This window comes from Pseudomonas sp. IT-P2, assembly GCF_949767575.1.
In the GTDB taxonomy this organism is placed as follows: Bacteria; Pseudomonadota; Gammaproteobacteria; order Pseudomonadales; family Pseudomonadaceae; genus Aquipseudomonas; species Aquipseudomonas pharyngis.
The window spans coordinates 81775-104784 of record NZ_CATKQA010000002.1; the positions used below are offsets into that span (position 1 = coordinate 81775).

At 60.9% G+C, this 23010-nt stretch carries 25 protein-coding genes and 1 pseudogene; 14 read left to right on the plus strand and 12 right to left on the minus strand.

Translation table 11 applies throughout. The annotated features are described in order from the left end of the window. Position 1 precedes the first annotated feature (1 nt). Positions 2-355, plus strand: coding sequence for a DUF1428 domain-containing protein (locus tag ACM6JM_RS01465; RefSeq protein ID WP_039770926.1), 354 nt, complete (start codon positions 2-4; stop codon positions 353-355). Positions 356-370: 15 nt separating this feature from the next. Here the strand turns inward: ACM6JM_RS01465 and ACM6JM_RS01470 are convergent, their stop codons facing one another. Next, the gene (locus ACM6JM_RS01470; protein WP_007957125.1) at positions 371-565 is read right to left on the minus strand and encodes a hypothetical protein; all 195 of its coding nucleotides are present in this window, start codon (positions 563-565) and stop codon (positions 371-373) included. A 107-nt stretch (positions 566-672) separates the two neighbouring features. Here ACM6JM_RS01470 and thpR point away from each other — a divergent pair, with 107 nt between their 5' ends. After that, positions 673-1212, plus strand: a complete 540-nt coding sequence (gene thpR / locus ACM6JM_RS01475) for an RNA 2',3'-cyclic phosphodiesterase (RefSeq protein ID WP_210709525.1) — start codon at positions 673-675, stop codon at positions 1210-1212. Between the two features lie 261 nt (positions 1213-1473). Here the strand turns inward: thpR and ACM6JM_RS01480 are convergent, their stop codons facing one another. From ACM6JM_RS01480 to ACM6JM_RS01500, 5 genes are all read right to left on the minus strand, one after another. Continuing rightward, positions 1474-2571, minus strand: a complete 1098-nt coding sequence (locus ACM6JM_RS01480; RefSeq protein WP_039770922.1) for a polyamine ABC transporter substrate-binding protein — start codon at positions 2569-2571, stop codon at positions 1474-1476. Positions 2572-2640: 69 nt separating this feature from the next. Further along, the gene (locus tag ACM6JM_RS01485; RefSeq protein ID WP_414881195.1) at positions 2641-3525 is read right to left on the minus strand and encodes an ABC transporter permease subunit; all 885 of its coding nucleotides are present in this window, start codon (positions 3523-3525) and stop codon (positions 2641-2643) included. Further along, a complete protein-coding gene (locus ACM6JM_RS01490) occupies positions 3522-4436 on the minus strand; it encodes an ABC transporter permease subunit (RefSeq protein WP_064595393.1) in 915 nt (304 codons plus the stop codon). Before ACM6JM_RS01490 ends, ACM6JM_RS01485 begins: the two co-directional genes overlap by 4 nt. Further along, positions 4433-5575: a polyamine ABC transporter ATP-binding protein gene (gene potA, locus ACM6JM_RS01495; protein WP_007957110.1), complete on the minus strand. Its 1143-nt coding sequence runs from the start codon at positions 5573-5575 to the stop codon at positions 4433-4435. Before potA ends, ACM6JM_RS01490 begins: the two co-directional genes overlap by 4 nt. 220 nt (positions 5576-5795) lie before the next feature. Further along, entirely contained in the window at positions 5796-6557 is a 762-nt protein-coding gene (locus ACM6JM_RS01500; RefSeq protein ID WP_085613021.1) for a gamma-glutamyl-gamma-aminobutyrate hydrolase family protein, read from the minus strand. Positions 6558-6839: 282 nt separating this feature from the next. Between ACM6JM_RS01500 and ACM6JM_RS01505 the strand changes: the two genes are divergently transcribed. From ACM6JM_RS01505 to ACM6JM_RS01520, 4 genes are all read left to right on the plus strand, one after another. Further along, positions 6840-8216: a glutamine synthetase family protein gene (locus ACM6JM_RS01505; protein WP_011333558.1), complete on the plus strand. Its 1377-nt coding sequence runs from the start codon at positions 6840-6842 to the stop codon at positions 8214-8216. Between the two features lie 262 nt (positions 8217-8478). Continuing rightward, the gene (locus tag ACM6JM_RS01510) at positions 8479-9969 is read left to right on the plus strand and encodes an aldehyde dehydrogenase (RefSeq protein ID WP_414881196.1); all 1491 of its coding nucleotides are present in this window, start codon (positions 8479-8481) and stop codon (positions 9967-9969) included. Between the two features lie 53 nt (positions 9970-10022). Then, positions 10023-11306, plus strand: a complete 1284-nt coding sequence (locus ACM6JM_RS01515; RefSeq protein WP_039770913.1) for an NAD(P)/FAD-dependent oxidoreductase — start codon at positions 10023-10025, stop codon at positions 11304-11306. Between the two features lie 205 nt (positions 11307-11511). Then, positions 11512-12060 (plus strand): cupin domain-containing protein, encoded by a 549-nt coding sequence (locus tag ACM6JM_RS01520; protein ID WP_011333561.1) that lies wholly within the window; start codon positions 11512-11514, stop codon positions 12058-12060. An 83-nt stretch (positions 12061-12143) separates the two neighbouring features. Here the strand turns inward: ACM6JM_RS01520 and ACM6JM_RS01525 are convergent, their stop codons facing one another. Both ACM6JM_RS01525 and ACM6JM_RS01530 read right to left on the minus strand, forming a co-directional pair. Next, positions 12144-12329 (minus strand): hypothetical protein, encoded by a 186-nt coding sequence (locus ACM6JM_RS01525; RefSeq protein WP_039770912.1) that lies wholly within the window; start codon positions 12327-12329, stop codon positions 12144-12146. Positions 12330-12562: 233 nt separating this feature from the next. Beyond that, positions 12563-12837, minus strand: a pseudogene (locus ACM6JM_RS01530) (fructose-bisphosphate aldolase). 586 nt (positions 12838-13423) lie between these two features. On the opposite strand from ACM6JM_RS01530, the gene ACM6JM_RS01535 reads away from it, so the two are divergent. The 5 genes from ACM6JM_RS01535 (at position 13424) to ACM6JM_RS01555 (ending at position 16403) form a co-directional block, all read left to right on the plus strand. After that, positions 13424-13849: a hypothetical protein gene (locus ACM6JM_RS01535; protein ID WP_039770908.1), complete on the plus strand. Its 426-nt coding sequence runs from the start codon at positions 13424-13426 to the stop codon at positions 13847-13849. A 62-nt stretch (positions 13850-13911) separates the two neighbouring features. Continuing rightward, entirely contained in the window at positions 13912-14325 is a 414-nt protein-coding gene (locus ACM6JM_RS01540) for a hypothetical protein (RefSeq protein WP_085655704.1), read from the plus strand. A 202-nt stretch (positions 14326-14527) separates the two neighbouring features. Continuing rightward, positions 14528-14917 (plus strand): hypothetical protein, encoded by a 390-nt coding sequence (locus ACM6JM_RS01545; protein ID WP_414881197.1) that lies wholly within the window; start codon positions 14528-14530, stop codon positions 14915-14917. Positions 14918-14932: 15 nt separating this feature from the next. Next, positions 14933-15355, plus strand: a complete 423-nt coding sequence (locus ACM6JM_RS01550) for an HD domain-containing protein (protein ID WP_414881198.1) — start codon at positions 14933-14935, stop codon at positions 15353-15355. A gap of 28 nt (positions 15356-15383) precedes the next feature. Continuing rightward, the gene (locus ACM6JM_RS01555; protein WP_414881199.1) at positions 15384-16403 is read left to right on the plus strand and encodes an AbrB family transcriptional regulator; all 1020 of its coding nucleotides are present in this window, start codon (positions 15384-15386) and stop codon (positions 16401-16403) included. Between the two features lie 28 nt (positions 16404-16431). Here the strand turns inward: ACM6JM_RS01555 and ACM6JM_RS01560 are convergent, their stop codons facing one another. Further along, a complete protein-coding gene (locus ACM6JM_RS01560) occupies positions 16432-17031 on the minus strand; it encodes a hypothetical protein (protein WP_414881200.1) in 600 nt (199 codons plus the stop codon). Between the two features lie 176 nt (positions 17032-17207). On the opposite strand from ACM6JM_RS01560, the gene ACM6JM_RS01565 reads away from it, so the two are divergent. Then, positions 17208-17648 carry a hypothetical protein gene (locus ACM6JM_RS01565; protein ID WP_414881201.1) on the plus strand — a complete coding sequence of 147 codons (441 nt, stop codon included), beginning with the start codon at positions 17208-17210 and terminating at the stop codon, positions 17646-17648. Here the strand turns inward: ACM6JM_RS01565 and ACM6JM_RS01570 are convergent. From ACM6JM_RS01570 to ACM6JM_RS01580, 3 genes are read right to left on the minus strand one after another with little or no spacing between them, the layout of a single operon-like run. After that, entirely contained in the window at positions 17633-18670 is a 1038-nt protein-coding gene (locus ACM6JM_RS01570; protein WP_414881202.1) for a DUF2955 domain-containing protein, read from the minus strand. The two genes, ACM6JM_RS01565 and ACM6JM_RS01570, sit on opposite strands and share 16 nt — an antisense overlap. Further along, entirely contained in the window at positions 18660-19757 is a 1098-nt protein-coding gene (locus tag ACM6JM_RS01575; protein WP_074687831.1) for an HlyD family secretion protein, read from the minus strand. The genes ACM6JM_RS01570 and ACM6JM_RS01575 overlap by 11 nt, the downstream gene beginning before the upstream one ends. Further along, entirely contained in the window at positions 19750-21303 is a 1554-nt protein-coding gene (locus tag ACM6JM_RS01580) for an efflux transporter outer membrane subunit (protein ID WP_414881203.1), read from the minus strand. The genes ACM6JM_RS01575 and ACM6JM_RS01580 overlap by 8 nt, the downstream gene beginning before the upstream one ends. A gap of 131 nt (positions 21304-21434) precedes the next feature. On the opposite strand from ACM6JM_RS01580, the gene ACM6JM_RS01585 reads away from it, so the two are divergent. After that, positions 21435-21947, plus strand: coding sequence for a transporter suffix domain-containing protein (locus ACM6JM_RS01585; RefSeq protein ID WP_414881204.1), 513 nt, complete (start codon positions 21435-21437; stop codon positions 21945-21947). A 269-nt stretch (positions 21948-22216) separates the two neighbouring features. Next, entirely contained in the window at positions 22217-23002 is a 786-nt protein-coding gene (locus tag ACM6JM_RS01590) for a DeoR/GlpR family DNA-binding transcription regulator (protein WP_414881205.1), read from the plus strand. Positions 23003-23010 lie beyond the last annotated feature (8 nt).

Below are 23010 nucleotides of genomic sequence, written 5' to 3' on the forward strand. Positions count from 1 at the left end.
CATGGCTTACATCGATGTTTTCGTGGCGCCCGTGCCGAATGCCAACCGCGAACAGTACAAAAAACACTGCGAAATCGCCGCCAAGCTGTTCAAGGAATACGGCGCGCTGGAGGTGATTCAGGGCTGGGGTGATGACGTGCCGGACGGCAAGGTCACCTCATTCCCGATGGCCGTAAAACTCAAGGAAGGCGAAGTCGTATCGGCCGGTTGGCTGGTCTGGCCGGACAAGGCCACCCGCGACAGCGGCATGGCGAAAATGATGGAAGACCCGCGCATGCAGCCGGACGTCAATCCGATGCCGTTCGATGGGCAGCGGATGATCTTCGGTGGCTTCAAGGACATTCTTGAGCCTTGATGCCGCGTTGCCGGGTCACTCCGCCGACGGGGTGATCCGGCAACCTTTGCGGTTGCGGATCTGCTCGTCCGTCGGCCGCTCGCGGACGAATTCGAAACGCGGCTCACCTTCGCTGTAATGCACCAGCCAGCCCCATTCCAGTTCGCTCTCATCCTGCCCGGGATTCGGCGGTCGGGCCCACCAGGGTTCTTTGCTGAGGATCTCGCGCATGACGTCCTCCGGTTGATGGCAATCGTTGAACTATAAACCCCATGCCGGGAGTCGCCAGAAACGGGCGTGTAGAATCCAGGGATCTCGACGAACGAAGGAGCGTGGCCATGACGGACGAAACGCGCGGGGATCAACCGGTCAAGCGGCTGTTCTTCGCCCTGGACTGCCCGCCGGCACAGCGCAAGGCGATTGCCCAGTGGCGCAGCGAACTGGGGTTGCGCACCGGCAGACCGGTGCCGGCCGACAACTTTCACCTGACGCTGCTGTTTCTCGGCGCGGTGCCGTTGGTGCAGATTGGCGAAGTCTGCGAGGCGGCGGCGAAGGTGCGCACGCCGGGGGAGGCGCTGAGGATTTCACTGGATCGGTTGCAGGTCTGGCGTCGTGCCGGGGTATTGTCGCTGGCGCCGGAGCAGGCGCCGCAGGCATTGCTGCGACTGGTGTATGCGCTGGAGCAGGCAATGTTGCCGTTCGGGTTTGAAGAGGCGACGCGGGAGTATCGTCCGCACCTGACGCTGGCCCGGGACTATCGCGCGCCGGAACCGGAATCCGCCACGTCGCCGGAGTTTTTCCTGCGTGCCGAGCGTTTTGCGTTGTTCGAATCCCACAAGGGCCGTTATTGCTCGCTGGCCGATTGGCCACTGATCTGAGCCGACAAAAAAAGGCGCCCGAGGGCGCCTGAATTCACCTGAACCGAGGAAGCCAGGTGAGGCCGTTCAGAGCAGGGGGCAGCGGTGGTAAGGCGCTGCGTGAACGGAAACTTTCTAGACTGATCGCTGACTGTCTGATCGTTCCCACGCTCCGCGTGGGAATGCAGCCCGGGACGCTCCGCGTCCCTTCCGGAGCTGGAACGCGGAGCGTCCCTTGAGGCATTCCCACGCAGAGCGTGGGAACGATCATCGGTGGTGCCATTACTTGCCGAGTTTCACGCGGGTCCAGCCCCGGGTCATGATCCGCTGGGTGGCAATCGGCTGATCCGGCACCGCATACAACGTGGCCATCACCGCTTGCGGCGGGTACGAGCCCGGGTCGTTGCGGATCGCTTCGTCCACCAGCGGCGTCGCGGCTTCGTTGGCGTTGCTGTAGCCGATGCTGTTGGTGACTTCGGCGATGATGTCCGGGCGCATCAGGAAGTTCATGAACAGGTAGGCGTTCTCGACGTTGGCGGCATCGCGCGGGATGGCGACCATGTCATAGAAACTGCCGGCGCCTTCCTTGGGAATGCTGTAGTCGATCTCGACCTTGTTGCCCGATTCCACCGCGCGGGCCTTGGCCTGCAACACGTCACCCGAGTAGCCGACGGCTACGCAGATGTTGCCGTTGGCCAGATCGGAGATGTACTTCGACGAATGGAAATACGCCACCGACGGCCGGATTTTCATGAACAGCGCTTCGGCTTCGGCGATGTGCTTCACGTCCTTGTCGTTCACCGGATAACCCAGGTAGTGCAGGGCGGCCGGGAGCATTTCGGTCGGCGAGTCGAGGAAACTGATGCCGCAGGCCTTCAGCTTCTCGGCATTCTCCGGTTTGAACAGCAGGTCCCAGGAATTGGTCGGCGCATTCTTGCCGAGCACTTCCTTGACCTTGTCCGGGTTGAAGCCGATGCCGATCGAGCCCCACATGTACGGGAACGCGTGGGCGTTGTCCGGATCACTGGCGGAGGCGTTTTTCAGCAGCACCGGGTTGAGGTTTTTCCAGTTTGGCAGCTTCGATTTGTCCAGAGTCTGGTAGACCCCGGCCTTGATCTGCTTGGCCAGGAAACTGTTGGACGGCACCACGATGTCGTAGCCGGATTTACCCGCGAGCAAACGCGCCTCAAGGGTTTCGTTGCTGTCGAACACATCGTAGGTCACGCGGATGCCGGTCTCGTCCTCGAACTTCTTGACGGTGTCCGGGGCGATGTAATCCGACCAGTTGTAAACGCGCAGCACCTTGTCGTTGGCCTGGGCGCCCGTGGCGATTGCGCCCAATAAGGACAGTGTCAGCAGAGTCCTGCCAAACATTTTCATCGGTGAAACTCCATTCTTTTTATTCAAAAGCTTTTAAGCCAAAGCGCAAAGCCGTAAAACGCGACGGCCCTAGGCCGTCGCTGCCACTCGTTGAGGTTGCGGTTGCTGCCACGATTCGTTGGCGGTCTGATCCATCGCTTCCTGAATCGCCCGCTTGCGGTTGGCTTCTGCCTTGCGGCCGAAGTACCAGACCAGGAAGGTCACAAGCGACACCGCCAGCAGAATCAGGCTGGCCACGGCGTTGATCTCGGGCTTAACGCCCAGACGCACGGCCGAGAAGACTTCCATCGGCAGGGTCGTCGAACCCGGGCCCGACACGAAGCTCGCCAGCACCAGGTCATCCAGCGACAGGGCGAACGACATCATGCCGCCCGCCGCCAGCGACGGCGCGATCATCGGGATGGTGATCAGGAAAAACACCTTGAACGGTTTCGCGCCCAGATCCATCGCCGCTTCTTCGATCGACAGGTCCAGCTCGCGCAAGCGGGCGGAGACTACCACCGCCACATAAGCGGCACAAAACGTGGTGTGGGCGATCCAGATGGTGACGATGCCACGCTCCCGCGGCCAGCCGATCAGTTGCGCCATCGCCACGAACAGCAGCAACAGCGACAGACCGGTGATCACCTCAGGCATCACCAGCGGCGCGGTGACCAGACCACCGAACAGCGTACGACCCTTGAAGCGCGTTACGCGGGTCAGCACGAAAGCGGCGAGGGTGCCCAGCGCCACGGCGGCAATCGCGGTGTAGCAGGCGATTTCCAGCGAGCGCACTACCGAGCCCATCAGTTGGGTGTTGTCGAGCAAACCGACGTACCACTTCACCGACCAGCCGCCCCAGACCGTCACCAGTTTCGAGGCGTTGAACGAGTAGATCACCAGAATCAGCATCGGCAGATAAATGAACGTCAGGCCGAAGATCAACATGAACTTTGCAAAACCGAAGCGTTTCATCCCCGTGCCTCCATCTCTTTGGCCTGGCTGCGGTTGAACAGCAGAATCGGCACAATCAGGATCAACAGCATCACCACCGCCAGCGCGGACGCCACCGGCCAGTCGCGGTTATTGAAGAACTCTTGCCACAGCACGCGACCGATCATCAGGGTCTCCGGGCCGCCCAGCAGTTCCGGAATCACGAACTCGCCCACCACCGGAATGAACACCAGCATGCAGCCGGCGATGATGCCGTTCTTGGCCAGCGGCACGGTGATTTTCCAGAAGTTGTTGAAGTTGCTCGAACCCAGATCCTGCGCGGCTTCCAGCAGGCTTCCGTCGTGCTTCACCAGGTTGGCGTAGAGCGGCAGCACCATGAATGGCAGATACGCATACACGACCCCAATGTAGACGGCGGTGTTGGTGTTGAGGATCTCGATCGGGTGATCGGTGAGCCCGGTCCACATCAGGAACGCGTTGAGCAGACCGTTGTTGCTGAGGATGCCCATCCACGCATACACGCGGATCAGGATCGCGGTCCAGGTCGGCATCATGATCAACAGCAGCAGGACGTTTTGCGTTTCCTTGCCGGTCTTGGTGATCGCGTAGGCCATCGGGAAACCGATCACCAGGCACATCAGCGTACTGAGCAGCGCCACCTTCAACGACCCGAGGTAGGCCGACAGGTACAGCTCGTCTTCGCCGAGCAGGGTGTAGTTGCCGATGTTCAGCAGCAGCTGGAATTTCTGTTCGGCGTAGGTGTAGATCTCCGAGTACGGCGGGATCGACAGCGCGGCTTCCGAGAAGCTGATCTTCATCACCAGGAAGAACGGCAGCATGAAGAACAGGAACAGCCAGATGAACGGGATGCCGATGACGAACTTTCGCCCGCTGGGCACCAGACGCAGGAATTGCTGATTGAAGGTTCTCATGAGCGCAGTACCACGCCGCTGTCGTCTTCCCACCAAACGTAGACCTTGTCGTCCCAGGTCGGCCGCGCGCCACGGCGTTCGGCGTTGGCCATGAACGACTGGACGATCTTGCCGCTCGGCAACTCGACGTAGAACACCGAGTGGCCGCCGAGGTAGGCGATGTCATGCACCTTGCCTTCGGACCAGTTGTAGCGGGTCTCGGGCTTGATCGTGCTGACCAGCATTTTTTCCGGGCGGATAGCGTAGGTGATCGACTTGTCCTGCACCGACGTGCTGACGCCATGACCGACGTAGATCTTTTGCTGCAAGTCCGGGCTGTGAATGATCGCGTGGCCTTCAAGGTCCTCGACCACGGTGCCGTCGAAGGCGTTCACGTTGCCGATGAATTCGCAGACCATGCGGCTGACCGGCGCTTCATAGATGTCGACCGGGCTGCCGATCTGGGCGATCCAGCCCAGGTGCATGATGGCGATGCGCTCGGCCATGGTCATGGCCTCTTCCTGGTCGTGGGTCACCATCACGCAGGTCACGCCGACGCGCTCGATGATTTCCACCAGTTCCAGCTGCATTTGCGAACGCAGCTTTTTATCCAGCGCGCCCATCGGTTCGTCGAGCAGCAACAGCTTCGGTCGCTTGGCCAGGGAGCGGGCGAGGGCCACGCGCTGACGCTGGCCGCCGGACAGCTGATGCGGGCGGCGTTTGGCATATTGGGTCATGTGGACGAGGCGCAGCATTTCTTCGACGCGGGCGTCGATTTCGCTGGCCGGCAAACGGTCCTGCTTGAGGCCGAAGGCGATGTTCTGCGCAACAGTCATGTGCGGGAACAGGGCGTAGGACTGGAACATCATGTTGATCGGCCGCTCGTACGGCGGCATGTCGGTGATGTCGACACCGTCGAGCAGAATGCGTCCTTCAGTCGGCCGTTCGAAACCGGCGAGCATGCGCAGCAGGGTCGATTTGCCCGAGCCGGAGCCGCCGAGCAGGGCGAAGATTTCGCCCTGATGGATCTCCAGGGACACATCGTCCACCGCCGTGGTTTCGTCGAACTTCTTGGTGACTCGATCGACCTTCACCAGAACCTTTTTCGGTTGCTGATGACCTTCAAGAGCCTTCCTGTAAGTGCTGGAGGCGTTTGCCATGTGAAACTCCCAACAGGTTTCAGTCGCCGGGCCAACGCGGCCTGGCTTAAGAGTGGATTGCAGACCCGCACCGTGCGGGTTGTTCGGCGCCGCCGTCCTGGCTGCCGGGTGGTGCTTTTTGTTTTCGCGGTGTGTTGCTGATCGCGGATGACGGATGCGCAAGCGCGCAACCGCCGACCCCGCGGGGGGCAGTAAATGGTTTTGCAATCGTTGGGTGGCGTCAGCGCTGGTTGCGTCGCGCCGCACGCTGGCGGCAAGCCTCGCCGAATGCCTGGAAAATCCGCAGGTAGTTCGGGTTGTCCAGCACCTGCCATTCCGGGTGCCATTGCACGCCGAGGGCGAAGGTCGGGCTGTGCTCCACCGAGACCGCCTCGATCAGGCCATCCGGCGCCACGGCTTCGGCGCGCAGGCCGGGAGCGAGGCGGTCGATGCCCTGACTGTGAATCGAGTTGACCTGGAATTCACCCGGCAGCTCCAGCGCTTCGAACACACCACCCGGCAATACCTTCACGGCGTGGGCCGGGGCGTATTGCACGGCGACGTCCGGGCTGTCGGCTTCGCGGTGATCGAGCATGCCCGGCAGCTCATGCACCTTCTGGTGCAGGCTGCCGCCGAACGCCACGTTCATTTCCTGGAAACCCCGGCAGATGCCGAGTACCGGAACGCCCGCCGCGATGGCTGCACGCAATAGAGGAAGGGTAGTGGCATCCCGCGCCGGATCGTGGTCCGTGCCGGGAGCGCTGTCCGGGCCCTGATAGTGGAAGGGTTCCACATTGGACGGCGAGCCGGTCAGCAACAGACCGTCGAGCTGACCCAGCAGGTCTTCGATTTCAGTCAGTTTGCCAAGGGAAGGAATGACGACGGGCAACCCCAGCGCCGCAACGCTGACAGCGCGAACGTACTTGTCGCCGCTGATGTGATAGGGGTGCAGGCCAATCTGTTTGACGCACGCAGTAACGCCGATCAATGGCTTGAATGCCATTTTTATTCACCTCGAAGTTTGACACTTGAACGAGCTTTTCCGGAGCTTAGCCTCGTTGATTTTAATTAACAACTCCCATGTAAAAAATTCTAAACGCCGTTCATCAAGTCTTCATCAAGACCGGGGCTCTGGCGCCTGCATTGGCACGAGAGTGTTAAAAAAAGCCCGAAAAATAAACGCTGGGCGGCTCTGTGTTCGCTATTGACTTCACTTTGCCGTTCGGGTTGACTGGCTCGGCGAAACAGCAGTGAACATAATAATTAACAGCTAAATAGGTGCATCATGTCGGTCCCTCTGCGTGCCGTTCAACTCAACGAAGCAAACGCATTCCTTAAGAAACATCCTGAGGTTTTGTACGTCGACCTTCTGATTGCAGACATGAACGGTGTGGTGCGCGGCAAGCGCATCGAGCGCACCAGTCTTCACAAGGTTTACGAGAAAGGCATCAACCTGCCGGCCTCGCTCTTTGCCCTCGACATCAATGGCTCCACGGTGGAAAGCACCGGCCTGGGCCTGGACATCGGCGACGCCGACCGCATCTGCTACCCGATCCCCGGCACCCTGAGCATCGAGCCCTGGCAGAAGCGTCCGACCGCGCAACTGCTGATGACCATGCACGAACTGGAAGGCGAGCCGTTCTTCGCCGACCCGCGTGAAGTGCTGGCCAACGTGGTGCGCAAGTTCGACGCACTGGGCCTGACCATCTGCGCCGCGTTCGAACTCGAGTTCTACCTGATCGACCAGGACAACGTGAACGGCCGTCCGCAATCGCCGCGTTCGCCGGTTTCGGGCAAGCGTCCGGTGTCGACCCAGGTCTACCTGATCGACGACCTCGACGAATACGTCGACTGCCTTCAGGACATTCTGGAAGGCGCGAAAGAGCAGGGCATTCCTGCCGACGCCATCGTCAAGGAAAGCGCCCCGGCGCAGTTCGAAGTCAACCTGCACCACGTGTCCGACCCGATCAAGGCCTGCGACTACGCCGTCCTGCTCAAGCGTCTGGTGAAGAACATCGCCTACGACCACGAGATGGACACCACCTTCATGGCCAAGCCGTATCCGGGCCAGGCGGGCAACGGTCTGCACGTACACATTTCGATTCTGGATAAAGAAGGCAACAACATCTTCGCCAGCGAGGATCCCGAGCAGAACGCCGCGCTACGCCACGCGATCGGCGGTGTGCTGGAGACCCTGCCTGCGCAAATGGCTTTCCTGTGCCCGAACGTCAACTCGTACCGCCGCTTCGGCGCACAGTTCTACGTGCCGAACTCGCCGAGCTGGGGCATCGACAACCGCACCGTGGCCGTCCGCGTGCCGACCGGTTCGCCGGATGCCGTGCGCATCGAGCACCGTGTCGCCGGTGCCGACGCCAACCCGTACCTGCTGATGGCTTCCGTTTTGGCCGGTATCCACCACGGCCTGACCAACGAAATCGAGCCGGGCGCTCCGGTCGAAGGCAACAGCTACGAGCAGAACGAACAGAGCCTGCCGAACAACCTGCGCGACGCCCTGCGTGAGCTGGACGACAGCGAAGTCATGGCCCGCTACATCGACCCGATGTACATCGACGTGTTCGTCGCGTGCAAGGAAAGCGAGCTGGCCGAGTTCGAGAACTCGATCTCTGACCTTGAGTACAACTGGTATCTGCATACGGTGTGAGGCCTTTAAAAGCCCCTCACCCTAACCCTCTCCCGGAAGGAGAGGGGACTGACCCGGGGGATGCTCGGGAAATCCGCCGACCTGAACGATTTTTACCGAATCCATATTCGACTCGGTCGTTCACGTCGGTGCATCTCCCGAGACACTTCGGTCGGTCCCCTCTCCCCCCGGGAGAGGGCTAGGGTGAGGGCAGCCATCTCAAGCCGAACACACACACACACACACCAGACACCCCCAAATTCCCCCGCGTCGAGCCACCACCATGACAACGACCCGCAACGACTGGGAACAACGCTTCCAGTCCCTGACCCTCGAATCCCGCGCCTTCATCAACGGCGAATACCGCCCGGCCATCAGCGGCGAAACCTTCGAATGCCTGAGCCCCGTCGACGGCCGTTTCCTGGCCTCCGTCGCCAGCACCGATGAAGCCGATGCCAACCTCGCCGTCGAAGCCGCGCGCCAATCCTTCAACTCCGGCGTGTGGGCCAGCAAGGCCCCGGCCGAGCGCAAGCGCATCCTGATTCGCTTCGCCGACCTGATCCTGCAACACCAGGAAGAACTGGCGCTGCTCGAAACCCTCGACATGGGCAAGCCGATCAGCGACTCGATGAGCATCGACATCCCGGCGACCGCCAACGCGATCCGCTGGAGCGCCGAAGCGATCGACAAGATCTACGACGAAGTCGCCGCCACCCCGCACGATCAACTCGGTCTGGTCACTCGCGAGCCGTCCGGCGTAGTTGCTGCGATCGTGCCGTGGAACTTCCCGCTGATCATGGCCAGCTGGAAATTCGCCCCGGCGCTGGCGGCAGGTAACTCGTTCATCCTCAAGCCTTCGGAAAAATCCCCGCTGACCGCGATCCGCATCGCGCAACTGGCGCTGGATGCCGGCATTCCGAAAGGCGTGTTCAACGTCCTGCCAGGCTTCGGTCACACCGTCGGCAAGGCGCTGGCGCTGCACATGGACGTCGATGTGCTGGCCTTCACCGGCTCCACCGCGATTGCCAAGCAACTGATGATTTATGCCGGCCAAAGCAACATGAAACGCGTCTGGCTCGAAGCAGGGGGCAAGAGCCCGAACGTGGTGTTTGCCGACGCACCGGACTTGCGCGCGGCAGCACAAGCGGCGGCCGGCGCCATTGCGTTCAACCAGGGCGAAGTCTGCACCGCCGGCTCGCGCCTGCTGGTGGAGCGTTCGATCCGCGAGCAATTCATCCCGCTGCTGGTGGAAGCGCTGCAAGCGTGGAAACCGGGGCACGCCCTGGATCCGGCGACCACCGTCGGCGCCGTGGTCGATCAGCGTCAACTGGACAACGTGCTGCGCTACATCAGCATCGGCCGCGAGCAGGGCGCCGAACTGATCGCCGGCGGCCGACGCACCCTCGAGGAAACCGGCGGCACTTACATCGAGCCGACGATTTTCGACGGCGTGACCAACGCCATGACCATCGCCAAGGAAGAAATCTTCGGCCCGGTGCTGTCGCTGATCACCTTCGACACCGTTGAAGAAGCACTGCACATCGCCAACGACAGCATCTTTGGCCTCGCTGCCGGGGTCTGGACCAGCAACCTGAGCAAGGCTCACACCTTCGCCCGTGGCCTGCGCGCCGGCAGCGTGTGGGTCAACCAGTACGACGGCGGTGACATGACCGCGCCGTTCGGTGGCTTCAAGCAGTCGGGCAACGGTCGCGACAAATCGCTGCACGCGTTCGACAAGTACACCGAGCTGAAAGCGACCTGGATCAAGCTCTAATTCTATTTACAACGGTGGACGCCGGTTTTTCCGGCGTCCCTCGGAGAACAATAATGAAACAACAACACGTCAACAGTTATTACGCCGCCACCCGCAACGAAGTCATCGACTTCCCGACGCTTGAAGAGTCGGTGGAGTGCGATGTCTGCATCATCGGCGCCGGCTACACCGGCCTTTCCTCGGCGCTGTTCCTGAGCGAAGCCGGCTACAAGGTGACGGTGCTGGAAGCGGCGAAAGTCGGCTATGGCGCCAGCGGTCGCAACGGCGGCCAACTGGTCAACTCCTACAGCCGCGACGTCGACGTGATCGAAGAGCGTTACGGCGACAAGACCGCCGAAATCCTCGGCAGCATGATCTTCGAAGGCGCCGACATCATTCGTTCGCGCATCAAGGAATACGACATCAAGTGCGACTACCGCCCGGGCGGCATCTTCGCAGCGATGAACAAGAAACAATTGAACGGCCTGGCCGAACAAAAACGCAGCTGGGAACGTTACGGCAATAAAAACCTGAAGATGCTCGACGCTGCGGACATCCGTCGCGAAGTCGGTTCCGACGCCTACGTCGGCGGTCTGCTGGACATGCAGGGCGGCCACATTCACCCGCTGAACCTGGCCCTCGGTGAAGCCGCGGCCATCGTGCGTCTGGGCGGCAAGATCTACGAGCAGTCCGCTGCGGTGGAAATCAAGTACGGCGAACCCAACGTCGTGCGCACCGCCAAAGGCCAAGTCCGCGCCAAGTACCTGCTGATCGCCGGCAACGCCTACCTGCCGCAAGGCCTCGACAACCGCGTGACGGCCAAGAGCATGCCGTGCGGCTCGCAGATCTGCGTCACCGAACCGTTGACCGAAAAACAGGCCCGCAGCCTGATCACCAACAACTATTGCGTCGAGGACTGCAACTACCTGCTCGACTACTACCGCCTCACCGCCGACAACCGTCTGCTCTACGGCGGCGGCGTGGTTTACGGTGCCCGTGAACCGGACGACATCGAAACCCTGATCCGCCCGAAGATCCTCAAGACCTTCCCGCAGCTCAAGGACGTGAAAATCGACTACCGCTGGACCGGCAACTTCCTGCTGACCATGTCACGCATGCCGCAATTCGGCCGCATCGAAAAAAACGCCTACTACATGCAGGGCTACAGCGGCCACGGCGTCACCTGCTCGCACCTGGCCGGCAAACTGATCTCGGAAATGATCCGCGGCGACGCCGAACGCTTCGACGCCTTCGCCTCCCTGCCACACATGCCGATGCTCGGCGGGCGCACCTTCTCCGCGCCACTGACCGCCCTCGGCGCCGTGTACTACTCGCTGCGCGACCGTTTCGGCATCTGAGTTACCTCCCCGGCGGCTGCCCCAAAAAGGGCGTCGCCGGCTTTTTCATGTGCCGTCTATCGAACCTGCTGAGCAACACCGACAAACGTGATTTAATAGCCGCCTTTCACGGTTCCGGGACACGGGAGCAACGTGATCCGCGCGACCTGCGCGGCACCCGCCACCCACCCCCATCGCCCTTAAGTCGTTCTCACATAAGGCTGTCATGGATACGGGTTCTCGACTCAAACTAGTACGCGAAAGCTACAAACTCTCCCAGCGCGAGCTGGCCCGGCGTAGCGGCGTGACCAATGCCACCATCTCCCTGATCGAACAGAATCGTGTCAGTCCTTCCGTCAGCTCACTGAAAAAGCTGCTCGAAGGCATCCCGATGTCCCTGGCCGACTTCTTCACCTTCGACCAGCCCCCCCGCGAACACCAATACGTCTTCCGCGCCAACGAACAACCCGACCTCGGCCGCCACGGCCTGCGCCTGCTGCTGATCGGCGCCTCGGTCCCAAGCCGCCAGATGCGCTTGCTGCGCGAGCAATACGCACCGGGCGCGAGTTCCGGGGAAGAGCCGATTGTTCACGCGGAAGGCGAGGAGTGTGGGTTGGTGACCCGTGGCACCGTGGAGTTGACGGTGGATGGGCAGGTGAGCGTGTTGAGTGCGGGGGATGGGTATTACTTTCCGACGACGCTGCCGCACAAGTTCCGGAATATCGGGGCGGATGAGGCCGAGATTATTAGTGCGAATACGCCGGCGAATTTTTGAGTTCGGATTTTATCAGTCCGTAGTGCATGTATTAAGTACTCGAGAGAAACCGCAAAAGTGCGGTTTCTCTTTTTCGTCTATCGTTATTTTTGAGTACATTTTCCGTCGATTTTGTCCTTTTCTGCGCATTGCTCTGCATAAATCACTTTTTGCTCTTTCACAGACAACTCGGTGCTTGCAAGGCTAGCCAATGCTGTACCTGCGTAGCCGATACCACTCACTGCGAAGAAAAGTGATGGGATGATGATGGATTTTTTATTGATTTTCATAATTTTTTCCTTAATTAAAATTACCCTGCATTGTTTGCGAAATAAGCTTGTTATTCGCCAAGACAGAGTCGAGGAAGTTGGCAGAGGTGGCACCTGTTGGATCTGACAGTTTTTTAGAGTTTTTTATAATTACAGAATGATTTTTAAGATGTTAATTGACGTTGTGACATGCGCTCGTATTTCAGGAGGACTGTTTCAATAGAGAACTTTCTTGAAATGTTGTGAGTTAAATATCAATCCCGCCGTCGCTCAATAACCCCAAAAACATCCTTCAGTCTTGCACCATGATTCTTGCGAGGGTGGTGACGGTGTGGATGTCGTGTTCGGCATGGTCTTGGAGTCGGATGCAGGCCATGAGGTCAAGGTATTTGAGGACTGCGTTGAGGCGTTCGCTGACGCAGGCGTGGAGATCGCGCAGTGCGGCGTCGGAATCGATGAACAGGACGGGATGGTCAGTGGCGGGGTGGGACATTGGAGCGTAGTTGCACAGCTGCGACTTACTTGTCATGGGTAAAAATCCTTAGCTCAGAAAGTTTCCACCATTCGCTGCGAAACGATTTGGGTGGCAGTTATGCGCGGGTTCGCAGACCGAGGAGCTAAGACCCGGCAGACCCGAAGGTCTCCCACGCACAACCGCCATGAAAATGAAGCACAGGCAAATAGCCGGGCCGCATTGTGCCGGGTGTGGACTTAGCTCGCTAGGGCTGCGAAACCCTATCGCCAAATTCGTTCAGCGACAGATCCACTCTAGGCACCGATTCCCACCGTCGCAATCAGCCTGTAGGACGCTAAATCACCACGTCTGGCCAGAGCGTTCGCTCCCGCTCGGCGACGCAACCGGCGTAAATCAGGGGCTGCGGCGTGTCAGGGGAAAAACACTTGCCGGGTTTGGAACCGCTTCGCAGCCCCGCAAGAACAAACTCCCTCACCACGCGGAGCAATTTCCTACGGCGTTTTCAGATCAAAAAACTCATCACACATTCCACCCCCGGAACTTTCCCCAAAACCGATGTCAATTTGATGGCGTGTCGCGACGCTCATTCATCGGCTCAAGCAGTGCCAGGCTGGTTCCTGGTCAACCATGGAAGTGTGTGATGAGACTATTACTCGCAATGTTGTTGATGTTCAGCGGCTACAGCTTTGCCAGTTGCGGCAACATTGATGACCACGATCAGCGCGCCTATTGCAATGCAAGGGAGAGCGGCAGCAGTTGCGGCAACATCGACAATCACGATCTGCGGGCGGCGTGTAACGCGGAGCAGGGCGGCAGTTCCTGCGGCAACATTGACGACCATGACCAGCGCGCCTATTGCAATGCCAAAAAGAGCGGCAGCAGTTGCGGCAACATCGATGATCATGACCTGCGTGCGCGGTGCAACGCGGAGCAGGGTGGCAGTTCCTGCGGCAACATCGATGACCACGACCAGCGTGCCTACTGCAATGCCACCACGGGTGGAAGCAGTTGCGGGAATATCGACAACCATGATTTGCGTACGCGGTGTGAGGCTATGAAGCGCTGATCTGGTTTTGATTGCGTCACCCAGTGCCAGGCTGTTTCCCGGCAAGCCCAAGGAAGTGTGAGATGAAACTGATTCTTGCGATGTTGTTGCTGTTCAGCGGTTACGTTTCCGCCAGTTGCTCCAGCATCAGTGATCACGACAAACGCAGTTATTGCCAGGCCAGGGAGGAAGGCAGCAGTTGTTCTTCCATCGGCGACCACGATTTGCGTTCGGCCTGCGAAGCGGAGAAAGGCAGTTCGTGCTCAAGCATTGGCGACCATGACCAACGCGCTTATTGCGAAGCCAAAAAGGGCAGCAGTTGTTCCTCCATCGGCGATCACGACATGCGTTCGGCGTGCGAAGCGGAGAAAGGCAGTTCGTGTTCAAGCATCGGGGATCATGACCAACGTGCCTTTTGTGAAGCGAAGAAGGGCAGTAGTTGTTCGTCAATCGGCGATCATGATCTGCGCAATCAATGCGAAGCCATGAAACGCTGATCCATCAGCCTGAATCCACAAGCAAACAGGGACACCCCAACGGTGTCCCTTTTTTGTGGGCGACTGAAAGGGAATCCCCGGACTGCCCAGTCAAAGCTTTCACTTGTCACAACCCGGCTCATCGCCAAAGGTTCCCCCCATCAGCACCACGTCGTAGACTGCGAAACAAGTTGTAACGCCTCTCCCACGGACGGAACCGCGCATGATTCACATCGGCAGCCGCAACAACGCCCCCACGCCGCAGCACCAAACCCAGGACATCTACATCTTCAGCATCGACCTGTCTCGCCCGGCGACGCCGCTCTGCTTCGAGCAATCGATCGGCGGCGGGCATGTCGAGCAGGGTGGTGCGCGGTGGTTGGCGCTGGATGAGCTGGATGGCTGGCCCGGTGAATGGCGTGAGCATTTGAAGAAGGCCGGATGCGTCTGGGTGGCCGAGTTGCTGGACGCGCGTTCGGGGGAGAGTCAGGCTGATCTGGTCTCGCTGATCCTTCAGCGCCATGCCGAGCCGGCGCAGCCAGCCGGACGTTTGCAGGCGATTGGGCGCTGGTTCAAGCGTCACTTCTATATTGGCGGCCGGTACGGCGTCTGACCCGAGGAAAAGCCCATGACTCAGACACTGGAACGCGCCATCGCCATTGCCGCCACGGCCCACGCGGGGCAGGTGGACAAGGGCGGTGCACCGTACATTTTGCATCCGCTGAAGGTCATGTTGCGCATGAGCAGCCTGGAAGAACGCATCGTCGCGGTGCTGCACGATGTGGTCGAGGACTGCGGCATCAGCCTGGAGGATTTGCGCAAGGAAGGCTTCAGCGAAGTCGTTTTGTCCGCCATCGAATCGGTGACCAAAGTGCCCGGCGAATCCTACGAGGATTTCGTTGAGCGCGCGGCGCAGAACCCGATCGGGCGGGTGGTGAAACTGGCGGATCTGGAAGAGAACAGCGACCTGTCGCGGATTGCCTCGCCAAGTTGGGAGGATCTGGAGCGGATCGAAAAATATCGGCGGGCGATTGGACGGCTGCGCGCGTAACTCAAATTGAATAGCCAGGAAGGCGACCATGAAATCCATTCTGTGTTTGTTGATTGCTGCCGGGTTCGGCGCGCTGTTGCAGTTCGAAGGCGTGCCCCACGGTTTGCTGCTGGGCTCGATTCTCGCGACGGCATTGGTCGTCACCAAATTCAAATTCGCGCCAGCGACGCCCTATGGCCTGGGCTACATCCAGATCACGCTGGGCATCGCCACCGGGTTGATGTTCGAAGCGTGGGACAGCGCGACCGTCTCCACGATGTTGCCGAGCCTCGGCGTGTTGCTGCTGTGCCTGGCAGTGCAAGTGGCGCTGGCCGCATGGTGGCTAGCGCGCGGGGCTGGGTGGAATCGCACGGATGCCTTGCTGGCGGTGTATCCGGGCGCGCTGGCGGCGGTGTTCGATTTGCTGGAATCGCATCAGGCGTCGAGCAAGGTGATCATCGTGCACTTGATGCGGCTGCTGCTGATCACGGTGCTGGTGAGTTTGCTGATTCCCGGAACGGCACCGGTTGACGTGGCCGAGGTCGAGCCGCTGTCGACGGGCATGGCGTTGACCGTGCTGTCGGTGATCGGTTTGAGCGTGGTGGTCGGGCGTTTGCTGCTGGCCGTTGGCGTGCCGGCGCCGTTCATGTTGACGGCAATCATCATCACCGCCGTATTCGTGAAATCAGGATGGCTGCAGGGCTTTCACATGCCGGATTGGAGCCTGAATCTGGCGGCGCTGATTCTGGGTGTGCGGATCGGTTCGCGATTCCAGGGACTTGGCCTCGCGGAACTGGGACGTCATGGTCGCACGGCATTGGTGTCGGTGGGTTTGATGATTCTGGTCGCGGCGGTTTTTGCATTGGCGGCGGCACGGTTGCTGGGCAGCGATGCGTTGTCGCTGTGGCTGGCCTACATGCCGGGGGCAATCGAAACCATCGCGATTGTGGCGTTCGCGGGCGGGCTGAATGTGGTGTTTATCCTGACTCACCATCTGGCGCGAATGGTGGTGTTGCACTTTGCACCGGCGTTGCTGGTACAGGTTCGGCGGGTGCGGGAGGGCGTCTGACCGGGACTTCGATAGCCACCTTCAGGGGTCAACATCCGTCGGCATACATCAGCGCTAACTGTTCAATCCACTCGGTAGGGGCTTGGAATCTTGCAAAGTACGCTTGTTTCTCAGCGTCACCGAGTCGGATGAAATACGGAAGAAAGTAGTTGTCGTTATAGAAACCCTGCGTGCCCTGCATATTGCCGCCCCACCACGAGGCGGGGTAATCGTCGAAGGCAATCCAGGGCGGAGGCACGCAAAAGGTGTGATTTCCAAGGCTACTCAGAAACTCGACGCTGTTGGTCAAGATACGAATGGTCAGCGCGTTGAACTCGGTGGTGGAGGGGAAGTAAATCAACAGCTCCTGCTTCGTGACATCTTCGTGTTCAAAAACGGTCAGGTCTTTGAATCTGCGCTCGTCGATCTTTTGGAAATGTGATTCCACCAGTCGCTGAAACTTGCAAAAGTCATCGGCGACCATCAGAAGGGAGCTGTAATAAGCATTGATCCCGGACGCTGCTACAGATACCACCGTCGATAGTTTCGGCAGGCTGGCGCTTGGTAACGGTGAGGCGAATCGGGTCTTGAGCGCTTGCTCGCTGTAACCGGCAAAAAGCTTTGGTCTTGCGGGTTTCACGAAAGCCATGATTCGGCTGAGTAGATTCATCGGGATGGGGGACACAAAGAAATTGGCGTGCCGGGATGGTACCCAACAAGCGGGGTATGAACCATTGATGCGTTCGCCCGGAGTTGTGAACCCCCGTGAACTACACTCCCAGATTACCCCGCCCCACAGGCAACCCCGCCGCGTCGGAGGTCATCATGTTCCGCTTGTCACTCTTTATCGCAGCGTGCCTGTGCGCCACACAGGCCAGCGCTGAATCTGTCGTCCCGCTCAAGGGCCAGACCTCTCAACAAACCCAGATCGACATCAACGACTGCCTCTCCATCGCGTCCGCCTCAACCACGTCGACACCCCAGGCCGGCGGTCGGTTGAAGGGCGCCGCAGTGGGAGCCGCTGCCGGCGCTACTGCCGCTGAAGTGCGCGGTCGTCAGCACGACGAGTTCTATGAAGCCGTGGACGATGATCGCAAGCAGGATTACCGCCAGAACCGAGCCAAAGAGACGGCTGCCGCCGGTGCGGTAGTCGGCGGTGCGCGGCAGCGGCAGGATCGACGCGAGCAGCGGCGGACCGATGCTTCAGCCAGTTCAAGCGCCTACACCGGTTGCCTGCAAGGGCGGGGTTATCAGGTCACGCCCTGACGGTTTTCCCGGTGCGCGACGAGCAGGTGCATCATCACGCCGCTGTAGAGCGTCACCAGAATGAACAACCCCATGCGCACCGCGAAGGCGGTGTAGACGTCCTTGCCCGCCGCGCTGTCCTCCACCGATTGGCCGAGCAGGATGATCATGGTGATCAGCGTATTGAGCCAGAACCCTGGCGCGAGCTGCGTCGGGTGCAGTCGATAGAGTTTGCGCGCCAGAAACAGCCCGAACAGCAGCATCCACAGGAAGAACATCCACAGGTGCACGAACAGGCTCAACGCACACCAGAACAACACCGCCAGCAGCCCGCCCAATAAGGTCGAGCCGAGCAATTCGCGCCCGGCGTGGTGGGTGCGGGTGGTGGTGCTCTGCTGGCCGAGGCTGACGGCTTTGAGGATGATCGGCAGGTAGCTGGCCGGGTCGATCAGCACCAGCAGGAAGGTCGGCAGCACGATCAATGTTGCGCGCATCGCTACGCGGGGCACGTCTTCGGCGGGCAGGGCGGGAGCGGGTGGTGGCGTGGGGCTGTTGGCCGGTTCCGGGAACAGGACGTGGCTCAGACCGACCATGACGACGGCCAGCAACAGGCCTTTGACCAGCGCGCCGATCACCGCCATCGCTAGCTCGAATGAGGCGAAGCCGGCGGCGGAGATCATGGTCATGCCGATCACCAGAAACGTCATGATCAGCACGTTGCCGCCGCGCAAGCCGTAGGTGAACACCAGAAACAGTCCGACACCGATCAGCAGCACGCCGCACACCGGGTAATAACGCAGCAACGGCACCAGCAGCAGGCCGATGCTGGTGGTGAATGCGGCGACCAACGTCAGTACCAGCGCCATTTTGACTGGCAACGGTCGAGGCATGCTGGCCAGCAGCAACACCGCGAGCACCGGCGACAGAAACGACAACGGCAAGGCGAGGCCGTAACTGGCGGCGGTGCACAACGCGGTGCCGCAGGCCAGGCGCAAGGCCCGTTGCGCCGGGACGCTGCGCTCAATAGGCCGCTCAGTAGGCATAGCTCAGCCAGCTCATCAGCCAGACAAACATCCGGCCCAACGGATTGAGCAGATTGCCTTCGCTGGGAAACGCCATGACTTCCGCCTGCCCACCGGCGCGAATCGAACGACTCTCGAACAGGCGCCTTTTCGCCTCTTCGCTGAACTCGATGATCACCGGAAAACGCTGGGCCGGACGCAGCCAGTCGCGGCTGTTCTGGATCGTCGGCAGGGTGCCGGGCGGCGGCGTCTGGCCGACGCTGACCCCGTAACCGACGCTGCGCACCCGGCCGTCGAGCACTTCGCCGGGCAGGGCGTCGAGGATGATCGACACCGGCGTGCCGGGCTTGATCCGGCCGAGGTTGTTCTCGGTGAGGTCGGCGCTGACCCACACGTCCTGGATCGTGATCAGCGTCATCACCGGACTGCCGGCAGCGGCGAACTGGCCGACGTCGGTGCGCAGGTCGGTAATCAGACCCGCCGAACGTGCGCCGATGCGAGTGTTGGCCAGATCCAGTTCGGCCTTGGCCAGCGTGGCGGCGGCGCTGAGCAGTTTGGCGTTGGTGTCGGTGTTGCCGCCTTCCTGCTCCTGCGCGCGCAGCACTTCGGCCCGGGCGGCGGCGACCTGGCTGACGGCGGCCTCGTGATTGGCCCGGGACACTTCCAGAAGCCTTACGGACACCGTGCCCGGATCTTCTTTGTACAAGCCTTCCAGCCGTCGATTGTCCTGGCGCGTTTTGAGTTCATTGGCTTGCGCGGCCCGCAACGACGCCTGTGCCGAAGCGATGCCCGCGGTGCTGGCGCCGACCGTGCGCCGGGTGTTTTCCAGATCGGCGCGGGCCCGGTCGACAGCAATTTGCAGCGGCTGTGGATCGAGCTCGAAAAGGATGTCGCCGGCCTGCACGTCCTGATTGTTGCGCACGTTGACCTTGATCACCCGGCCCGCGACTTCCGCTGCCACCGGGATCACGAATGCGCCGACCCGCGCCTGTTGGGTGTAGGGCGTAAAACGGTCGGCCAGCAGATACCAGACTAGGCTCAGCACAATCACCAGCAGCACCCAGCGGATGCCTTTTTTCGCCGGATCCGGCGGCGCTTCATCACTCATGGCGGTCTACCTGCGAGGGAATCGGATAGGTCGGTTGCGGCGGCGGGGCGCTCAGCAGATCGCCCCAGTCGGTGCGTTGTTGCATCTGCTGGCGGGTTGCTGAATCAATCTGCGGCCCGGCGCTTTGCCAGCCACCGCCAACGGCGCGGTACAGCGCGATCAGATTGCTCACGGCGTTGCTGCGGCTGACCAGATAGTTGTCCTGCAGCTCCAGCAACGCACGCTGGGCATCGAGCACCCGCTGAAAGTCTGAATAGCCTTCGCGGTATTGGGTGTTGGCCAGCACCAGCGAACGCCGCGCTGCACCTTCGGCCTCGCCGAGAATGCGCTCGCGTTCCAGCGCTTTGGTCAGGCCGCTGGCGGCGTCGTCGGCTTCGCGGGCAGCCTGGCGGACCTTGTCGCGATAGGCCTCGATCAGTTGCTGCAAGCGCGCATCCTGTACGCGGATGTTGTTGTGGATGCGACCGTAATCGAACAGGTTCCAGCGCAGGCTCGGGCCGCCGATCAGGTCGAGGCTGCGCGGGGTGGCGCCGAGGGTGTCGCTGGACCAGACGATGCTGCCGAGCAGGGTCAGCGAGGGATACAGATCGGTTTCAGCCACGCCGACCAGCGCCGATTGCGCAGCAACGTTCAGCTCTGCCGCGCGCACATCGGGACGGCGCAACAGCAGGTTGGCCGGGACATCCTGCAACACGGCGCGATCCACCAACGGAATCAGCCCCGGTTGCTCCGCCAGAAACGCCGCGCCACCGGGCGGCTGGCCGACCAGCACCGCCAGCGCATTGCGGGTACGCAGCAATTGGTCTTCGAACGCCGGAATGCTGCTCAGGGTGCCGAGGTATTGGGTCCTGGCCTGTTGCAGGTCGAGTTCGGCGGTCTGGCCGCTGCGAAAGAGTTTTTCGGTGATCTCGAAGTTACGCTTTTGCTGGGCGGCATTTTCCCGTGCGACCCGCAGCCGGGCTTCGGTGGTGCGCAGGGCAAAGTAGGTGTCGGCCACTTGAGCGCGCAGCAGCACGAGGGCGTCTTCGTAGTTGGCCTGGGCGGCGAAGTAGCTGGCGTCGGCGGATTCGATGGCGCGGCTGAAGCGACCCCAGAAATCCAGCTCCCAGCCGACATCGAATGCGGCGCTGTGCTGCCAGAAGTGCAAGTCCTGCGGGTTGTTGCCGCCGGACTGATGGCGGTCGATGTACAGGCTGTCGGCGCTGGCCTGTTGCAGCTGCGGGTAGCGACCGCTGTCGGCGATGCCCAGTTGCGCGCGGGCTTCGAGGACTCGCAGGCCGGCGATCTTCAGGCTGCTGTTGCGGGCTTCGGCGTCGCTGATCAAACGGTCGAGGATCGGATCGGCAAACACCTGCCACCACTGGCGCAGATCCGGCACGGTGCCGCGTTCGCTGGCCTGCTCGAGCGCCGGACTTTGCCACTGCTTGCTCCAGGCCTCGGCCGGCGGCTGGAAATCCGGGCCCAGCCGCAGGCAGCCGCCAAGGCTCAGCGCACCGAGCAGCAGCAGGTGGCCGGGACGGATCAGCAGGGCTGGCGTTGCAGGCATACCGGGAGGCCCCAGCGGGAAATGTCACTGGAGCATAGACCGCAGATTGCGGGTTGTTCGAAGCAATCAGCTGCTACGCTTTTTCAGGCGAACGCCACCGAACCCCGCCCCGGATAAAAAGGTAGGAAGCCATGGACACTGCTCAAGAACCGCTTGCCCCCACCAGCGCCAGCTGGCGTTTCAAGGTCGGCGTGGCAATCATCTGCCTGATGCTCGGTTCGTGGCTGATGGTGCCGATTGCCGCCGCCCTCGACGTGCCGGGCTCGAAAGTCGCGGCGCTGACCGGGGTGCTGTTCATCAGTAATAAAGTGCTGTTGCTGCTGGTGATCGCGGTGATGGGCAAGGCCGGGTTCGCCGAACTCAAGCGCACGATCGGCCACTATATTTCCGGCGTGATTCCGACCCCGGTGGCCGAAGTCAGCCCGCTGCGCCACAAGATCGGCGTGGTGATGTTCTGCCTGCCGCTGCTGTCGTCATTCCTGGAGCCGTATTTCGATAACTTCTTTCCGGGCGTGCGGCCCAATCTCTGGCAGTTGCAGGCGCTCGGCGACTTGATGTTCATCGGCAGCTTCTTCGTGCTGGGCGGCAACTTCTGGGACAAGGTGCATGCGTTGTTCGTGCGCAAGGCGCGGGTGGTGGAATGATCGCCAAGTGAGCCTTGATTTTGATCAGGCGTGCACGAGCGCGATGGCAAACGATACGACGACCATGCAGGCGAAAGCGAAATTGAGGTTCATGGGGTGTTCATCCTGGTCCTTTTGAAAGTGGGGCCATTCTGCCGGGGGCGGGTCAAAAGAAAAAATTCGGCTTCGTGATTCCAATGATCGAAGCCATTGATACCGGCGTTGTGTTTGCCGGTTTGCTTGGCTAAGCTCGCGCAAACCTGCAATTAAAGGCACAAACAGGCAAAACCATGCACGATCATTCCGCTTCCGAGCTTCCGTCCCTGCGTCGGCAGAAAATCCTTCTGATCCTCGAACGTGACGGCAAGGTCATGGCGTCCGAGTTGAGCCAGCATTTTGCGGTGTCCGAAGACACCATCCGCCGCGATCTCGCCGAGCTGGACAACGCCGGACTGGTGCAGCGAGTGTACGGCGGCGCGCTGCCGAGGCCCAAGGACACCGGCAAGGATTACTTCACCCGGCTGGATGAGATCGACGAGGTGAAGATTCGTCTGGCGCAGTTGGCGGCGCAGCAGGTGCGCAACGGGCAGACGGTGATGTTCGATTCCGGTTCCACCTCGTTGCAGGTGGCGCGGTCGTTGCCCAGGGACATCAGCCTCACGGCGGTCACGGCCTCACCGATGACGGCGATCGCGTTGTCCGAATACCCGGGCATCAAGGTGATTCTGGCAGGCGGGCAGTTGAATCCGAAAACCCTGTCTGCTGGCGGTCACGAGGCGTTGCGTCTGCTGTCGGGGATCAAGGCGGATCTGGCGATCACCGGGGTCTGCGCGATTCATCCGGAGGTGGGCATCACCTCGCTGCATTTCGATGAAGTGCCGGTCAAGCAGGCGCTGCTCGACTGTGCGGCGCGGGTGATTGCCGTGACCACGGCGGACAAGCTCGGTGCGGTGGAGCCGTTTGTGGTGGCGCCGTGCGAGCGCTTGCACACGCTGATCACCGAGCGGCATGTGGCGTCGGGGAATATTGAGGACTACCGGCGGTTGGGGATTGAGGTGGAGCAGTTGCCTGACTGAGGTTTTGC

Bases quoted from the DNA above. Each gene is read 5' to 3' on its own strand.
- ACM6JM_RS01465 (WP_039770926.1), top strand. From the start codon at position 2: ATGGCTTACATCGATGTTTTCGTGGCGCCCGTGCCGAATGCCAACCGC.
- ACM6JM_RS01470 (WP_007957125.1), bottom strand. From the start codon at position 565: ATGCGCGAGATCCTCAGCAAAGAACCCTGGTGGGCCCGACCGCCGAAT.
- thpR (WP_210709525.1), top strand. From the start codon at position 673: ATGACGGACGAAACGCGCGGGGATCAACCGGTCAAGCGGCTGTTCTTC.
- ACM6JM_RS01480 (WP_039770922.1), bottom strand. From the start codon at position 2,571: ATGAAAATGTTTGGCAGGACTCTGCTGACACTGTCCTTATTGGGCGCA.
- ACM6JM_RS01485 (WP_414881195.1), bottom strand. From the start codon at position 3,525: ATGAAACGCTTCGGTTTTGCAAAGTTCATGTTGATCTTCGGCCTGACG.
- ACM6JM_RS01490 (WP_064595393.1), bottom strand. From the start codon at position 4,436: ATGAGAACCTTCAATCAGCAATTCCTGCGTCTGGTGCCCAGCGGGCGA.
- potA (WP_007957110.1), bottom strand. From the start codon at position 5,575: ATGGCAAACGCCTCCAGCACTTACAGGAAGGCTCTTGAAGGTCATCAG.
- ACM6JM_RS01500 (WP_085613021.1), bottom strand. From the start codon at position 6,557: ATGGCATTCAAGCCATTGATCGGCGTTACTGCGTGCGTCAAACAGATT.
- ACM6JM_RS01505 (WP_011333558.1), top strand. From the start codon at position 6,840: ATGTCGGTCCCTCTGCGTGCCGTTCAACTCAACGAAGCAAACGCATTC.
- ACM6JM_RS01510 (WP_414881196.1), top strand. From the start codon at position 8,479: ATGACAACGACCCGCAACGACTGGGAACAACGCTTCCAGTCCCTGACC.
- ACM6JM_RS01515 (WP_039770913.1), top strand. From the start codon at position 10,023: ATGAAACAACAACACGTCAACAGTTATTACGCCGCCACCCGCAACGAA.
- ACM6JM_RS01520 (WP_011333561.1), top strand. From the start codon at position 11,512: ATGGATACGGGTTCTCGACTCAAACTAGTACGCGAAAGCTACAAACTC.
- ACM6JM_RS01525 (WP_039770912.1), bottom strand. From the start codon at position 12,329: ATGAAAATCAATAAAAAATCCATCATCATCCCATCACTTTTCTTCGCA.
- ACM6JM_RS01535 (WP_039770908.1), top strand. From the start codon at position 13,424: ATGAGACTATTACTCGCAATGTTGTTGATGTTCAGCGGCTACAGCTTT.
- ACM6JM_RS01540 (WP_085655704.1), top strand. From the start codon at position 13,912: ATGAAACTGATTCTTGCGATGTTGTTGCTGTTCAGCGGTTACGTTTCC.
- ACM6JM_RS01545 (WP_414881197.1), top strand. From the start codon at position 14,528: ATGATTCACATCGGCAGCCGCAACAACGCCCCCACGCCGCAGCACCAA.
- ACM6JM_RS01550 (WP_414881198.1), top strand. From the start codon at position 14,933: ATGACTCAGACACTGGAACGCGCCATCGCCATTGCCGCCACGGCCCAC.
- ACM6JM_RS01555 (WP_414881199.1), top strand. From the start codon at position 15,384: ATGAAATCCATTCTGTGTTTGTTGATTGCTGCCGGGTTCGGCGCGCTG.
- ACM6JM_RS01560 (WP_414881200.1), bottom strand. From the start codon at position 17,031: ATGGCTTTCGTGAAACCCGCAAGACCAAAGCTTTTTGCCGGTTACAGC.
- ACM6JM_RS01565 (WP_414881201.1), top strand. From the start codon at position 17,208: ATGTTCCGCTTGTCACTCTTTATCGCAGCGTGCCTGTGCGCCACACAG.
- ACM6JM_RS01570 (WP_414881202.1), bottom strand. From the start codon at position 18,670: ATGCCTACTGAGCGGCCTATTGAGCGCAGCGTCCCGGCGCAACGGGCC.
- ACM6JM_RS01575 (WP_074687831.1), bottom strand. From the start codon at position 19,757: ATGAGTGATGAAGCGCCGCCGGATCCGGCGAAAAAAGGCATCCGCTGG.
- ACM6JM_RS01580 (WP_414881203.1), bottom strand. From the start codon at position 21,303: ATGCCTGCAACGCCAGCCCTGCTGATCCGTCCCGGCCACCTGCTGCTG.
- ACM6JM_RS01585 (WP_414881204.1), top strand. From the start codon at position 21,435: ATGGACACTGCTCAAGAACCGCTTGCCCCCACCAGCGCCAGCTGGCGT.
- ACM6JM_RS01590 (WP_414881205.1), top strand. From the start codon at position 22,217: ATGCACGATCATTCCGCTTCCGAGCTTCCGTCCCTGCGTCGGCAGAAA.